Source organism: Micromonospora sp. NPDC049559 (assembly GCF_040676675.1).
Classification (GTDB): Bacteria; Actinomycetota; Actinomycetes; order Mycobacteriales; family Micromonosporaceae; genus JBFAPK01.
On the sequence record NZ_JBFAPK010000032.1, the window covers coordinates 30,764 to 44,742 of the forward strand.

Genomic DNA, 13,979 nt, shown 5'->3' on the forward strand with positions numbered 1-13,979 from the left:
GGGCCGCTACGGGTGGGTGAGGTCCGCCCGGTCCCGACGATCCCGTCCGAGCCGGGCGGATCGGCGGGAGCCCGTCGGGGAGTGGCACTAGGGTCTCAGCATGTCGGTACTGCCGTACGAGATCGTGGACGTCTTCACGGACCGCCCGTTCACCGGTAACCCGCTCGCCGTGGTCTTCGGCGCCGAGGCGCTGGCCACCGAGCAGCTGCAGGCGCTGGCCGGCGAGTTCAACCTCTCCGAGACCGTGTTCGTACTGCCACCCACCCAACCCGGGGCGACGTACCGGGCGAGGATCTTCACGCCGGACCGGGAGCTGCCGTTCGCCGGGCACCCGAGCGTCGGGGCGGCGGTGACGGCGGGGCGCCGGGCCGGGCGCGGTCCGGGCGAGGTGGTGCAGGAGTGCGGCGCCGGCCTGCTGCCGATCGAGGTTTTCGAGGGGCGGGCCGTCCTCACCGGCGGCGAGCCGACTGTGGGTCCGGAGCTGGACCCGGAGCCGTTGCTCGCGGCGGCCGGGCTCAGCACCGCGGACCTCGCCGGTCCGGCGCCGCGCGTCGCGGGCTGCGGGCTCGAATTTCGCTACCTCGCGGTACGGCCGGGGGCCGTCGAGCGGGTCGCGGTCGACCGTACGGCCGCGGACCGGTACGGCGTCGACCACTTCAGCGTCTTCGCCTGGTCGGGCGAGGAGGCGGTGGCGTACGCCCGCGTCTTCGGGCACAGCCCGAGGCTGCCCGAGGATCCGGCCACCGGCTCGGCGGCGCTCGGTCTGGGCGTCTGGCTGGTCGCCAGCGGCCTGGTGCCGGGGGAGGGCAGGTCGTCGTACGCGGTGCGGCAGGGCGCCGAACTGGGCCGCCCGTCGCTGCTGGAGTGCACGGTGACGGCCGCCGGCGGGGTGGCGCTCGGGGCGACCGTCGCCGGGCAGGTGGTCCCGATCGCGCGCGGCGAGATCGCCGTCCCGCCCTTCGTCGGCTGACCCGCCGCCCGCCCGACGCCGCCGGGCCCGGCCGAGGCCCAGCGGCGGCGTACCGCGCGGCGGAAGCCTCAGTGGCGGCGTACCGCGCGCGGCCGGGGCCTCAGCGGCGGCGTACCCGGTGCAGCCGGAACGGGCGGCGGACCGGCCGGACACCGGGGCCGCGTCGCGGCGGCGCGGCCTGCGCGTCGTCGGGGAGCGACCCGCCGGCGGCCAGCGGGCCGCCGGCCGGGGCCAACCGGTTCAGCGCGCAGTCGGCCGCCCAGCGACGCAGCACCTCCTCCGTGCTGCCGTGGGCGTTGAGCCGCTTCGCGGCGACCTGCGGCGCCACCTCGTCCCAGCGCTCGCTTCCCGGCGACACCCGGCTGACCTCCGCCGGCCAGGTCACGATCCGCCCGCCGTGGTCGCCGCGCAGGGTCACCGTGGCCGAGGCCGCGTCGGCGAGACCGGGGGCGGACTGCTCGCCCGGTCCGCTCACCACGTAGAGCGCGCCCTCGACGGGAAGGCACCAGAGGGCGACCGGCGCTCCGTCCCCGACCGCGACCCAGGCGACCGCGGCCTTCTTCACCGCCTCCTCCACCAGCGGCGATCCGGGCCGCTCCGCCACCTCGTCAGTCACCCCTGCATCCTGCCGCAATCCCGGCCGGCACGACAGCGGCGGCCGGTGCGGTGGCCGACGGTACGCCGGCGGCCGGCGCGATCCCGTCGACCAGGTCGACCACCTCGGCCAGCGACGTCAGCGTCGGCCCCCGCCAGTGGGTCTCGGCGTTGAAGACCAGGTGCCCCGCCAGGTCCGGAGCGGCCAGCCGGACGGCGGTGAGGCCGGCCCGGGTGGCGCCGCTGAGCTCCTGGCTGCCGCCGTCGCCGACGTAGAGACACCGCCGTGGCGGCACGCCGAGCCGCTCGCAGGCGGTCAGGTAGATCGCCGGATCCGGCTTGCAGCGGCCCACCTGCACCGAGAAGACCAGCACGTCCAGGAGCGGGGCGACGGGCAGCTGCGGCAGGAACGCGGGCAGTTCGTGCGTGCAGTCGCTGACCACGCCGGTGCGTACGCCGCGCCGGCGCAGGGCGCGCAACGCGTCCTCGGCCTCGGCGCGCAGCCGGGTGTCGGCGCGTACCGCCTCCCGCCGGGCCACGGCGGCGGCCCGCAGCGCCGCCTCCGACGCGTGCCCGCCCGCCCGTTCGCAGGCCCAGCGCAGGGTCGCCACCGCGTCGCCGAGCGCCCCGCTGGCGCGCAGGTAGAAGGAGGAGTCGAGCACCTCGACCAGCGCCTCGGGATCGCAGCCGAGCGCGTCGGCGACGGCCCCGTGCCCCGAGCCGCGCTGCACCGAGCGGGTGAGCGTACCGAAGAAATCGAAGAGCACCGCGCGGTAAGCGGGCATGGTGGGGCGGCCTCCAGAGCGGGTCGGGTCACACGGAGTGACCGAATGATGGCGGAAGGGGGCACGGCGAGGTGTCGGGCCGGGTGACGGCGAGTGACCGGAAGGCGTGCGGGCAGTGGCGGATCGGCAGATCCTAGTGCCGCGGCAACCGGCCGGATGTCGAAAACCGGCATGTGGGGATACTCGCCTGTGCCGCAGCCTTACTCCATCCCTCGCCAACCGGGTCCAATCGACCCCCTGACGGCCGGGTCGGTGGTACTCGCCCTCGCCGCGGTCTCCTCGTCCGGGCCGCTCATCGCGTTCGCGGCCGCGCCCGCGGTGGCCATCGCGTTCTGGCGTAACGCCCTGGCGGTCGGTCTCCTCGGCCCCGTCGCGATGACGCGGCGCCGGACCGAGCTGCGGTCACTGACCGTAGGAGCGGGGCGGCGCACCGGGTGGTACTGCGTACTCGCCGGCGTGGCCCTGGCCGTGCACTTCGCGACCTGGATGTCGAGCACCCAGCTGACCTCGGTGGCGGCGGCGACCGCGCTCGGCGCCACCCAGCCGGTCTGGCAGGGCCTCATCGCGATCGGCCAGGGCCGGCGCCTGCCCGTCGTGGTCTGGACCGGCATCGGCGTGGCGGTCTGCGGCGCCGCGCTCGCCACCGGTGCCGATCTCGGCGGTTCCGGGCGGGCGGTACTGGGCGACCTGCTCGCGGTCGCGGGCGGGATGGCCGCGGCGGTCTACACCGCGCTGGGCGAGCACGCGCGGGCCAGCGTCAGCACCACCTCGTACACGACCATCTGCTACGGGGTCTGCGCGCTGCTGCTGCTCGCCGGCTGCCTGGCCGCCGGCGTACCGCTGACCGGCTTTCCCCACTCGACGTGGCTGGCCATCCTGGGCCTGGTGGCCGGGGCGCAGCTGTTGGGCCACTCCCTGTTCAACTACGCCCTGCACCGGATCTCCGCCACCACCGTCAGCGTCCTGGTCCTGCTGGAGGCGCCGGGCGCCGCGCTGATCGCCTGGGCCTGGCTGGGACAACTGCCGCGGGCGGCGGCGCTGCCCGGGCTGGCGTTGCTGCTGGCCGGGGTGGCCGTGGTGGTCGTCGGCGGGGCCCGCGCCGGTCGACGCGTCCAGCCGGTGCCGGTACCCGCGGAGGCCGCGCCGCTGACCGACCCGGCCACGACCCCGGACGGCCGACGGAACGGGGCGTGACGACCGGCGACGACCGGCGGAACGGGACATGACGACCGGCGGCGGCACCGAGGACCGGCGGGCGGCGCGTCCGGCGGGTGGTGGAAGTGGCAATCGCCGTACCGCCGGCCGCCGCATCCGGGAAAGTGCTGGCAGGAGCGGCGGTGACCGGCCCGGGGCGGGCCGGTGCCCGAGGGGGACCCGGGCGGCACCCGAGCCGGGACGGGACGGATGGGCGGACGTGGGCGGGACGACCGTGGCGGTGACCGGAACGACCGGTCACCGGCGGAGGCCGACCGCGCGTCGCCGGTCTTCAGCCCGTCGGCCGAGCTTCCGCCGCTCGATCCGGACGAGGAGGAGGCGCTGCGCCGCATCGGCCAGCGCTGGCGGAGCGAGGCGCCGGGACGTTCGCCCCACCTGAGGAAGCTGCCGCTGGACCCGGCGCTGGGCCGGTACCACCCGCCGCCCGCACCGCGGCGCCTCGGGCGGCTGACCCGGGTCGAGATGTTCCAGCCGGACGAGCCCGGCGAACTGGTGACGACCAGTTCCGCCGCCGTACCGGCATCGCGCACCGGTCGGGCGCTGGCCCGGGCGCGGCGGATCCTGCTCGGCCCGCCGCTGTCCAGCGCGGCCCTCCTCCAGGAGCGGATGCGGAAACTCGTCGCGCTGCCCGTGCTCTCCTCGGATCTGCTCTCCTCGGTCGCGTACGGCCCGGAGGCGATGGTCGCGGTGCTGGCCCTGGCCGGCGCCGCGGCCCTGAACCTCACCCTTCCGATCGCCGCCGGCCTGGTCGTGCTCATGATCGCGGTCGGCCTCTCCTACCGGCAGACGATCCGCGCCTATCCGCACGGGGCCGGCTCCTACCTGGTGGCGAGCTACAACCTCGGGGCGCGTCCCGGGCTGGCCGCCGCGGCCGGGCTGATGCTGGACTACATCCTCACCGTCGCGGTCTCGGTCTCGGCCGGCGTCCACGCGGTCACCTCGGCGCTGCCGGGACTCGCGCCGCTCGCGGTACCGCTCGGGCTGCTGGTGATCGCGGTCCTGCTCGCCGGGAACCTGCGCGGCGTCCGGGCGGCCGGCAACCTCTTCGCGCTGCCCACGTACGCCTTCCTGGTGGCGGTCGCGCTGCTGATCCTGGTCGGGATGGTCCGGGCGGCGACCCGGGGCTTCGCGCCGGTGCCCCCGCCGCCCGTGCCGGTGGTGGAGGGGCTGAGCCTGCTGCTCGTGCTCCGGGCGTTCTCCTCCGGCGCCACGTCGATGACGGGGATCGAGGCGGTCTCCAACGCGACACCCTCGTTCCGGCCGGTCGAGTGGCGCAACGCCCGTACGACCCTGACCTGGATGCTCAGTCTCCTGGTGGTGCTCTTCGTCGGGTTGATCGTGCTGATCCACCTCAACGGGCTGGTGCCGAGGGCCGACGAGACGATCCTCTCCCAGCTCGCGCACCGGACCTTTCCCACCGGGCCGTGGTACGCGCTGATCCAGGCGGCTACCGCGACGATCCTGCTGCTGGCGGCGAACACGGCGTTCAACGGCTTCCCCCGGCTGCTGTTCTTCATGGCGCGCGGTGGTCACGCGCCCCGCCTCTTCCTGCACCTGGGTGACCGGCTCGGGTTCAGCAACGGGATCGTCTTCCTGGCCGGCACCGCCGCGTTGATCCTCGTGGCCTTCCGGGGCGAGACCGCGCTGCTCATCCCGCTCTACGCGGTCGGCGTCTTTCTGGCCTTCACCCTCTCCCAGCTGGGCATGGTGGTGCACTGGCGGCGGGCGCGGGGGGCACACTGGCGCAAGCGGCTGGCGGTCAACGCGGTCGGCGCCGTGCTCTCGGCGCTGGTGCTGGCCACCTCGGCCGTCACCAAGTTCGCCGGCGGCGCCTGGGTGGTCGTGGTGGCGGTGCCGCTGATCGTCCTGGTCTCGCTGCGCATCCACCGGCACTACGCCCGGATGGACCGGGCCCTGCGGCTCGCCCCGCCGCCGGCCACCCCCCGGTTCGGCTGGGAGGCCGAGGAGCGCCCGCAGGAGGTACGGCACCTCGTGGTGGTGCCGGTCGACCGGTTCAACCTGGCGGTGCTGCGGGTGCTGGCGTACGCCGCCTCGCTCGGGCCGCCGGTGCTCGCGGTGCACATCAGCCCGGAGGAGGAGGAAGCCGACCGGTTCCGGGAACAGTGGGAGGCCTGGGGCGACCACGTACGGCTGGAGGTGCTGGTCTCGCCGTACCGGGCGGTGATCCCGCCGCTGGCGCACTATCTCCAGGCGCTGCACACCCTCCGGCCGGATCTCGCGCTCACCGTGATCGTGCCCGAACTCGTGCTGCGGCGGCGCTGGCACCGGCTGCTGCACCACCGCACCGCACCGCGGCTGCGGCGGGCCCTGCGCGAGGTGCCCGGGATCGTCATCACCAGCGTGCCGCTGCACGTCCCGTGCTGAGGGGCGCGGGCGGGGCGGTCACCCGAGCGCGGCGGCCCGCAGCGAGACGCTGCCGCAGTGCCGGTGGTGCGACTCCTCGACCGTCCAGCGCACCGTCAGCTCCGTCGCCGCGGTCGCCCGGAACCGTACGGTGAACTCGGTGCTCTCGCCGCCGTCCCGGTCCTCCAGCGCGGCGGTGGCCGTGGGACCACCCGAGCCGAGCCGTACCGTCAACCGCCCGCGCGCCTGCCAGACCCCGGCGTACAGCCGCAGCGTGCGCGGCTGCGTTCCGGCGGCGACGCTCAGCGTGAACCCGCCGCCGCAGCTGAGGATGCTGGCCCGGGTACCGCGCTCCACGCCGCCGCCCGCACCGTCCCGCCAGCCGAAGCGCTGGGGCCCGTTGTCGAAGCGGACCCGCCAGCCCGGCCCGCCCCGGTCGTCGATGAGGTGGCGGGCGCCGCGCTTGCGGTTGACGGACCAGGCGTCGTCCCGACCCCAGTGCACCCAGTCGAGCGGGCCGGCGTCGGTCAGGTCCACCCACTCCGGCGCCTCGGCCGTGTCGACGGTGAGCAGCGGTCCGGTCGGCGCGGACGCCGGCGGGGGCGTGGACGGGGTGGGCGACGACTTGACCGGGTTCACCCCGGGGACCCGGACGGGGAGGTCGCGCGGGCGCGGGGGCGCGGCCGTCGGCAGGGCGTAGCCGACCGAGGGGATCGGTTCGGCGGCGGGCCCGGCCGGCGGGTCCGGCCGCAGGAACGGGACCAGCAGGCCGAGCAGGCACACCACCGCGATCCCGGCCAGCAGCCACCTGCGTCGCTGCCGCCGCCGGCTGAGCCGCAGCAGGTCGACCCGGGAGTACGACCGCGTCTCGTCCGGTGCGGCGTACTGCTCGGACACACCGGCCTCCCCACCACGCAGCTTGATCTGGCCGCCCCGCGCCCAGCCCGGGTCCACGCGCGACGGTCGGTTCTGGACCATACCCGAAGAAACGCCCGTCGATGGATCGGGCACAGCGTAACCGAATCGGTACGCCGTTTACGGGAACACCGCCTCGCCGTTGTCGAACCAGGTGTTGGTGGCCCGGTCCCAGCTGATGCCGCTCCGCGCGTACCGGGCGAGGATTCCGTACCGGTAGTCGCGCCCGAACGTGTTGTTCCGGAACAGAACGTTCGCGGCGACGATGTCTGGGCGGATGCCGATCGAGTAGTTGCCGCCGTTGCAGTAGTTCTGCTCGACCAGTAGGTCCCGGACGGCGTCCTCGCCGGTCATTCCGATCATCAGGCAGGCGTTCATCGGGTCGTTCGTGCTTGGTCTGTACGCGTCGATCCGGTTGTGCCGGACGGTCATGCCGCTGCCGGCGCCGACCGCCAGCGCGTCATTGTGCGAGTTGGGGATCCGGACCGGATCGTGGATCCAGCTGTTGGATCAGCGACAGAGCGGAGAATTCCCCGGATTACCCCCGCACGCGCCTGCCCCGGCCGGGAGCGAGCACGCCGCGCGCGGCGGTCAGGCCAGGCCGACCGCCCGGGCGCTGGCCCGCCAGAGCCGGGCGGCCAGCTCCGGGTCGCTGCCCTTCGCCCCCGGCCGGCGCAGCCGCCCGCGGACGTAGTAGCCGCCGTTGACCAGCCCGGCGGCGTCCTGCCGGGCGAGCCAGACGAGCGTGCGGGCGCCGATGTCCGGGCCGGGCAGGAAGAAGGCGAGCCGCATGCCCAGCCCCACCAGCGGATGATCGTGGGCGAACCGCGACCGCACCGGCCCCGGGTGGTACGCGGTACTGAGCAGCTCGGGCCAGCGACGGGCCGCCTCGGCCGTGAAGAGGACGTTCGCCTGCTTGCTGCTGGCGTACGCGCGCGCCGGGCGGTAGCGCCCGGGCGGCAGCGAGAGCAGGTCCGGATCCAGTGCCCCCAGCCGGTACGCGGCCGAGGCGGTGCCGACCACGCGCCCGAGCCGGTCCCGGAGCAGGTTGGTGAGCAGGAACGGTGCCAGGTGGTTCACCTGCATGGTCAGCTCGAAGCCGTCCACACTGGTCCGCGGCGTCAGGATCACCCCGCCCGCGTTGTTGGCGAGTACGTCGATCCGCTCGTAGCCGCCCCGCAGCTCGGCGGCGAGCCGGCGGACGTCGTCGAGCGCCGCGAAGTCGGCCCGGAACAGCGCCGGTGCCGCGCCGCCGGCCTCGCGTACCCGCCGGGCGGCCGCGTCGAGGCGGCCCTGGTCCCGCCCGACCAGCACGACCTCGTCGCCCAGCCGGGCCAGCCGCACCGCGGCGGCCAGGCCGATGCCGGAGGTCGCCCCCGTCACCACGACGATCCGCCGGCCGGTACCACGGCCAGTGAGATCTTCCACAGGCTGGTTCACCCCGGTCATGGCGCGAGGTTACCGTGACGTCACAATCACCCTCGTGATCGTTAAGGGGTTGTGACGTCGCCCGACGTCTCGCGATCCCGTTGCTCATCGTCGAACTCCGGCCGGCCCTGGCCGGGTGGGAGGAGCCACCCGATGACCGCAGTTGGACGCCCGCGCCGGTCCTGTCTCGCCGTACCGGGATCGAGCGTGAAGATGCTCGGCAAGGCGCAGGGGCTGCCGGCGGACCAGGTCTTCCTGGACCTGGAGGACGCGGTGGCGCCGCTGGCCAAGCCCGAGGCGCGCAAGAACATCGTCGCCGCGCTGAACGAGGGCGACTGGGCCGGCAAGACCCGGGTGGTACGCGTCAACGACCTCACCACGCCCTGGACGTACCGGGACGTGATCGAGGTGGTCGAGGGCGCTGGCGCGAACCTCGACTGCGTCATGCTGCCGAAGGTGCAGGACGCGACGCAGATCCGGTGGCTCGACCTGACCCTCACGCAGATCGAGAAGACGCTCGGCCTGCCCGTGGGCCGGATCGGCATCGAGGCGCAGATCGAGAACGCCGCCGGACTGGTCAACGTCGACGCCATCGCGGCCGCCTCGCCCCGGGTCGAGACGATCGTCTTCGGCCCGGCGGACTTCATGGCCTCGATCAACATGAAGTCGCTGGTGGTCGGCGCGCTGATCCCGGAGTATCCGGGCGACCCGTACCACTACATCCTGATGCGGATCCTGATGGCCGCGCGGATGCACGACAAGCAGGCGATCGACGGCCCGTTCCTGCAGATCCGCGACGTGGACGGGTTCCGGGAGGTGGCGCGCCGCTCCGCCGCGCTCGGTTTCGACGGCAAGTGGGTGCTGCACCCGGGCCAGATCGAGGCGGCGAACGAGGTCTACTCACCGTCCCAGGAGGACTACGACCACGCCGAGCTGATCCTCGACGCGTACGAGTACTACACCTCGGAGGCCGGCGGCCGGCTCGGCGCGGTCATGCTCGGCGACGAGATGATCGACGAGGCGTCCCGCAAGATGGCCCTGGTCGTCTCGGCCAAGGGCCGGGCCGCGGGGATGGCGCGTACCTCCAGGTTCAGTCCGGCGGGCTGAGCCGGCCGGCCGGTGGGCGGAACCGACGGCGCGGCCGGGCCCGCGACGCCGAACCGGCGGCGCGGTCCGGCCCGGAGCCGACCCGCGCCGCCCTGGTGCCGGGTGCTCAATAGCCGCTGCCCGAACTGCTCGAGTTGATGGCCAGCACGATGATGACCACGTAGAAGGCGATCAGCAGTCCCAGGAGGCCGGTGAGGATCCAGCCGATGATGATGCCGGCGAGGGCCATACCGTCGCCCCCCTCGCCCCGCTCCCGGATCTGGCGCCGGGCGATGTGCCCGAGGATCGCGCCGACCGGTGCCGTGATGCAGGAGGCGATGCCGACGAGCGCGAGCACCAGCGACGCGATCGCCATGCCGTTGGTGGGCGGGTTGACCGGCGTGGTGGGGTAGCCGTAGGCGGGGTAACCGGACGCCGGGTAGCCGGAGGTCGGGTAGGCGGACGCCGGCTGGGCCTCCGCACCCGCCGGCTGGCCGCTGATCTGGTACGTCGGGTCGGGGTAGGCGGCGGCCGGCTGTGCCTCGGGCAGGCTGGCCGTCGGCTGGCCGGACGGGTAGCCGGCGGTCTGCTGCGGATCCGGGTAGGCCGGCGCCGGCTGCGGTGCCTGCCAGTTCGGATCGCTCCAGTTTCCGGGCTGCTGCGGATAGGTCATGAGGTTCTCCGTCTACGAGGGATGCGCCGTCAGGGTAGTCCGCGCTGTCAGGGGGCGGAGACCGCGCGGAGCGCGTCGGCGGCGGGCGCCGGTCCCGACCGGATGTCGTGGGGCGTTTCCGGCGGTGGTCCGCGCGGCAACCGGGCCGGGCGCCGGATGTTCCGGGCGGAAGGTCCGACCACCGTTCCCGGGGAGGCCCGGGCGAGGAGGCGGCGGAAACCGGGCCGGGGCCTGGGGCGGCGCGTTGCCCGGGCCAGCCGAACCGGGCAGGATCGCGGCATGGCATTCGACGCGCGCGCCGGGGACCGGTCCGGCAGCCGGTCCCGGCGAAACGCCACGCGCCCCGCGCTGGCCCGCCGCAACCGCATCGTCCCGCAGAGCGCCGATCCGGCGGACAACGACCAGCCACTTGCCGAGGAGGAGCCGGTCACCATGCGCCTGGACGGCCGGGTCGCGCTGGTCACCGGCGCCGGCAGCCCGGACGGCATCGGCTACGCCACGGCGCGACGGCTGCGCGACCTGGGCGCCCGGGTCGCCATCGTCTCGACGACGCGGCGCATCCACGAGCGCGCCACCGAGCTCGGCGTGACGGGGTTCGTGGCCGACCTGACCGACGAGGCCGAGGTCGGCGCGCTCGCCGACGCGGTGGCCGAGCAGCTCGACGAGGTGGAGGTGCTGGTCAACAACGCCGGCCTGGCGAGCCGGGCGAGCCCGGAGGTGCTACGCCCGGTCGCCCAGTTGAGCTACGACGAGTGGCACGGCGAGATCGAACGCAACCTCACCACGGCCTTCCTCTGCAGCCGGGCGTTCATCGGCGGCATGGCCGAGCGGGGCTGGGGCCGGATCGTCAACCTCGCGGCCACGTCGGGGCCGGTGAACGCGCTGCCGACCGAGGCGGCGTACGCCGCCGCGAAGGCCGGCGTGGTCGGCCTCACCCGGGCGCTGGCGATGGAGATGATCGCCGACGGGGTCACGGTGAACGCGGTGGCGCCGGGCACGATCTACACGGCCGCGTCCACGATGGCCGAGCTCAAGCAGGGGCTCGGTACGCCGGTCGGCCGTCCCGGTACGCCGGACGAGGTGGCCGCGGCCATCGCCTTCCTCTGCTCGCCCGCCGCCTCGTACATCACCGGCCAGATGCTGGTGGTCGACGGCGGCAACAGCGTACGGGAGGCGCAGTACCGCTAGTCGAGGCCTGCGTCGAGGCACCGGCCGGACGAGACAGGTCTTAGACCCGTTTCGTCCGGCTCGCCCCCGTGCGCCGTGCCAGGGTGCCGGGTTCGCGTACCAGTGCGGGCCGAGTTCCAGGCGGCGTCCGGTTTGGGCAGTTCTGCCGATCGACAGGCCCCGGCCCGGGCTGGTTCCCTCAGCTCAGGGGGATGCTCGTCGGGAGCACCGGCCGGGGCGGGCCACGGTTCCGGCGGCGAGCCCCCGGGCGACGCGGTCGGCGACGGTGCCATCGCCGGCCACCCGCGACGGTCGACGTGGAGGGCGCGCGAGCTCCGGCGCGTCCTCCACCCCGTCGCCCGCGCGGCCCGTACCGGGGGCGGCCCGTCCGTCTCCGGCTCTCACGCGGCCCATGCCGGGGCGGCCGGCACGGCCCCGGCCGCCTGTCCGCTCAGTACGTGCCGGCGCCGCCGTCCGAACCGGCCCAGATCAGTACCGCGATCCAGGCGCAGCAGGCGGCGAGGTAGAGGCCGGTGAAGACGTAGCCCAGCACCAGCCCCCAGAGCGCCAGTTGGCCGCCCTGCTCGCCGGTCTGCCGGATCTGCCGCCGGGCGAGGTGCCCGAGCACGATGCCGACCGGCGCGAAGACGAACGCGAAGACCAGCGACAGGATCGCCATGATGTTGGTGCCGCGGGGCGGTCCGCCGTAGCCGTACTGGCCGTACTGCCCGGGGTGGCTGGGCTGGCCACCCCACTGGCCGGGCTGGCCGCCGTACTGGCCGGGCTGTCCGTACTGGCCGGGTTGACCGCCGTACTGGCCCGGCTGACCGTACTGGCCGGGCGGGCCGTAACCGGGCTGCGACTGCTCGCCGGGCGGCTGCGGGGGCGTGCCCGGGTCGGGGCCGTACGGGTGTTCACCCCGCTGTGGACCCTGCGGGTTCTGAGGTTCGCCCGGCTCTGGGTAGCTCATCGCATTTGTCCTCCTTGCCGGGACGGTACCGGGCGCGGTGAAGCTTTTCACAGCAGATGTATGGACTGGTCACCTTGGCGGCGCCGGAAGCTGGGGCCGATACTGACCCAACGTTTGGTTACCCGTCAGTAGGCGGTACGGACCCAGGGAGGTCGCCATGGCCAGACTCGCCCAGACGCCCGGCCTGACCGATGTGCAGCGATCGATCCTGGAGACCGTGCGGGAGTTCACCGACAAGGAGATCATCCCGCACGCGCAGCGGCTGGAGCGCGCCGACGAGTACCCGGCCGACATCGTCGACGGGATGCGGGAGATGGGCCTCTTCGGCCTCACCATCGACGAGGAGTACGGCGGGCTCGGCGAGTCGCTGCTCACCTACGCCCTGGTCGTCGAGGAGCTCTCCCGGGGCTGGATGTCGATCTCCGGCATCGTCAACACGCACTTCATCGTCGCGTACCTGGTCTCCCAGCACGGCTCGGCGGAACAGCGGGAACGGCTGCTGCCCCGGATGGCGACCGGCGAGATGCGCGGCGCCTTCTCCATGTCCGAGCCGGGCTGCGGCTCCGACGTCGCGGCGATCCGTTCCCGGGCCGTACGCGACGGCGAGAACTTCGTACTCGACGGCCAGAAGATGTGGCTCACCAACGGCGCGTACTCCTCGGTCGTCGCCACCCTGGTCCGCACCGACACGGGCGCCGACTCGGTCTACGGCAACATGACCACCTTCCTGGTCGAGAAGGAGCCGGGCTTCGGCGAGACCCGCCCCGGACTCACCATCCCGGGCCGGATCGAGAAGATGGGCTACAAGGGCGTCGAGACCACGGAGATGATCCTCGACGGCGTCGTCGTGCCCGCCACGGCCGTGCTCGGGGGCGTGCCGGCGGGCCTCGGCCGCGGCTTCTACCAGATGATGGACGGCATCGAGGTGGGGCGGGTCAACGTCGCCGCCCGCGCCTGCGGGATCTCGCTGCGGGCGTTCGAGCTCGCCGTCGGCTACGCGCAGCAGCGCCAGACCTTCGGCAAGCCGCTCGCCGGGCACCAGGCGATCGCCTTCAAGCTCGCCGAGATGGGTACGAAGATCGAGGCCGCGCACGCGCTGATGGTCAACGCCGCCCGGCTGAAGGACGCCGGGGCGCGCAACGACGTCGAGGCCGGCATGGCCAAGCTGCTCGCCTCCGAGTACTGCGCCGAGGTGGTGCAGGAGGCATTCCGCATCCACGGTGGGTACGGCTACTCGAAGGAGTACGAGATCGAGCGGCTGATGCGGGAGGCGCCGTTCCTGTTGATCGGCGAGGGAACCTCGGAGATCCAGAAGACCATCATCTCCCGGGGCCTGCTCAAGGAGTACCGCCTGCCGTAGGCGCCGGGGGACGACCGGTCAACTGCGGGAGAGGCTCCCGACGGCCCGCTCGACCGCCAGGCACCGGTCCTCGACGTACTCGACGCCGGCCTCCTCGGCGATCCGGCGCGCCTGCGGCGAGACGATGTCGAGCTGCAACCACACGGCCGGCGCGCCGATCGCCACCGCCTCCCGGACGACCTCCACCGCCTCCTCGGCGGGACGGAACACGTTGACGAGGTCGACCGGGTGCGGGATGTCCGCGAGCGAACGGTAGACCCGCTCGCCGAAGAGCTCGTCGGCGTACGGGTTGACCGGGGTGATCCGCCAGCCGTACCGCTGCATCTGGGCCGGGACCGAATGCGCGGCCTTGCGCGGGTCGCGCGAGGCGCCGACCACCGCGATCGTCGCGGCGCCGGCCAGGATCTGCTGAGGTGTCCGCACCCGCCGACTGTAGCTCCGCGGCTCGACGG

14 protein-coding genes are annotated in these 13,979 nt (G+C 74.0%); 6 read left to right on the forward strand and 8 right to left on the reverse strand.

Annotated elements, in window-relative coordinates:
* The first annotated feature begins 100 nt into the window (after positions 1-100).
* Positions 101-970, forward strand: coding sequence for a PhzF family phenazine biosynthesis protein (locus AB0J86_RS28350; protein ID WP_363860679.1), 870 nt, complete (start codon positions 101-103; stop codon positions 968-970).
* Positions 971-1,070: 100 nt separating this feature from the next.
* On the opposite strand, the gene AB0J86_RS28355 is transcribed toward AB0J86_RS28350, so the two are convergent.
* Together AB0J86_RS28355 and AB0J86_RS28360 are read right to left on the reverse strand one after the other, a co-directional pair.
* Entirely contained in the window at positions 1,071-1,586 is a 516-nt protein-coding gene (locus AB0J86_RS28355; RefSeq protein ID WP_363860680.1) for a hypothetical protein, read from the reverse strand.
* Positions 1,579-2,349: an HAD family hydrolase gene (locus AB0J86_RS28360; RefSeq protein ID WP_363860681.1), complete on the reverse strand. Its 771-nt coding sequence runs from the start codon at positions 2,347-2,349 to the stop codon at positions 1,579-1,581. Before AB0J86_RS28360 ends, AB0J86_RS28355 begins: the two co-directional genes overlap by 8 nt.
* A gap of 171 nt (positions 2,350-2,520) precedes the next feature.
* Here AB0J86_RS28360 and AB0J86_RS28365 point away from each other — a divergent pair, with 171 nt between their 5' ends.
* A complete protein-coding gene (locus AB0J86_RS28365) occupies positions 2,521-3,543 on the forward strand; it encodes a DMT family transporter (protein WP_363860682.1) in 1,023 nt (340 codons plus the stop codon).
* A gap of 210 nt (positions 3,544-3,753) precedes the next feature.
* On the forward strand, positions 3,754-5,949 hold the full coding sequence (locus AB0J86_RS28370; protein WP_363860683.1) for an APC family permease: 2,196 nt from the start codon (positions 3,754-3,756) through the stop codon (positions 5,947-5,949).
* An 18-nt stretch (positions 5,950-5,967) separates the two neighbouring features.
* On the opposite strand, the gene AB0J86_RS28375 is transcribed toward AB0J86_RS28370, so the two are convergent.
* The 3 genes from AB0J86_RS28375 to AB0J86_RS28385 all read right to left on the reverse strand — a co-directional run bounded on the left by AB0J86_RS28375 (position 5,968) and on the right by AB0J86_RS28385 (position 8,271).
* A complete protein-coding gene (locus AB0J86_RS28375; RefSeq protein ID WP_363860684.1) occupies positions 5,968-6,825 on the reverse strand; it encodes a hypothetical protein in 858 nt (285 codons plus the stop codon).
* Between the two features lie 138 nt (positions 6,826-6,963).
* Positions 6,964-7,275 (reverse strand): hypothetical protein, encoded by a 312-nt coding sequence (locus AB0J86_RS28380; protein ID WP_363860685.1) that lies wholly within the window; start codon positions 7,273-7,275, stop codon positions 6,964-6,966.
* 159 nt (positions 7,276-7,434) lie between these two features.
* On the reverse strand, positions 7,435-8,271 hold the full coding sequence (locus AB0J86_RS28385) for an SDR family NAD(P)-dependent oxidoreductase (RefSeq protein WP_363860750.1): 837 nt from the start codon (positions 8,269-8,271) through the stop codon (positions 7,435-7,437).
* A gap of 153 nt (positions 8,272-8,424) precedes the next feature.
* Here AB0J86_RS28385 and AB0J86_RS28390 point away from each other — a divergent pair, with 153 nt between their 5' ends.
* A complete protein-coding gene (locus AB0J86_RS28390) occupies positions 8,425-9,378 on the forward strand; it encodes a CoA ester lyase (RefSeq protein WP_363860686.1) in 954 nt (317 codons plus the stop codon).
* 106 nt (positions 9,379-9,484) lie between these two features.
* Here the strand turns inward: AB0J86_RS28390 and AB0J86_RS28395 are convergent, their stop codons facing one another.
* The gene (locus AB0J86_RS28395; protein WP_363860687.1) at positions 9,485-10,030 is read right to left on the reverse strand and encodes a DUF4190 domain-containing protein; all 546 of its coding nucleotides are present in this window, start codon (positions 10,028-10,030) and stop codon (positions 9,485-9,487) included.
* A 279-nt stretch (positions 10,031-10,309) separates the two neighbouring features.
* Between AB0J86_RS28395 and AB0J86_RS28400 the strand changes: the two genes are divergently transcribed.
* A complete protein-coding gene (locus AB0J86_RS28400) occupies positions 10,310-11,218 on the forward strand; it encodes an SDR family NAD(P)-dependent oxidoreductase (RefSeq protein ID WP_363860688.1) in 909 nt (302 codons plus the stop codon).
* A gap of 430 nt (positions 11,219-11,648) precedes the next feature.
* Here AB0J86_RS28400 and AB0J86_RS28405 read toward each other — a convergent pair whose 3' ends face one another.
* Positions 11,649-12,167: a DUF4190 domain-containing protein gene (locus AB0J86_RS28405; RefSeq protein WP_363860689.1), complete on the reverse strand. Its 519-nt coding sequence runs from the start codon at positions 12,165-12,167 to the stop codon at positions 11,649-11,651.
* A 157-nt stretch (positions 12,168-12,324) separates the two neighbouring features.
* Here AB0J86_RS28405 and AB0J86_RS28410 point away from each other — a divergent pair, with 157 nt between their 5' ends.
* Complete coding sequence (locus AB0J86_RS28410) at positions 12,325-13,527, forward strand: acyl-CoA dehydrogenase family protein (protein WP_363860690.1); 1,203 nt, start codon at positions 12,325-12,327, stop codon at positions 13,525-13,527.
* Between the two features lie 18 nt (positions 13,528-13,545).
* Here the strand turns inward: AB0J86_RS28410 and AB0J86_RS28415 are convergent, their stop codons facing one another.
* A complete protein-coding gene (locus AB0J86_RS28415) occupies positions 13,546-13,950 on the reverse strand; it encodes a CoA-binding protein (RefSeq protein ID WP_363860691.1) in 405 nt (134 codons plus the stop codon).
* Between the last annotated feature and the right edge of the window lie 29 nt (positions 13,951-13,979).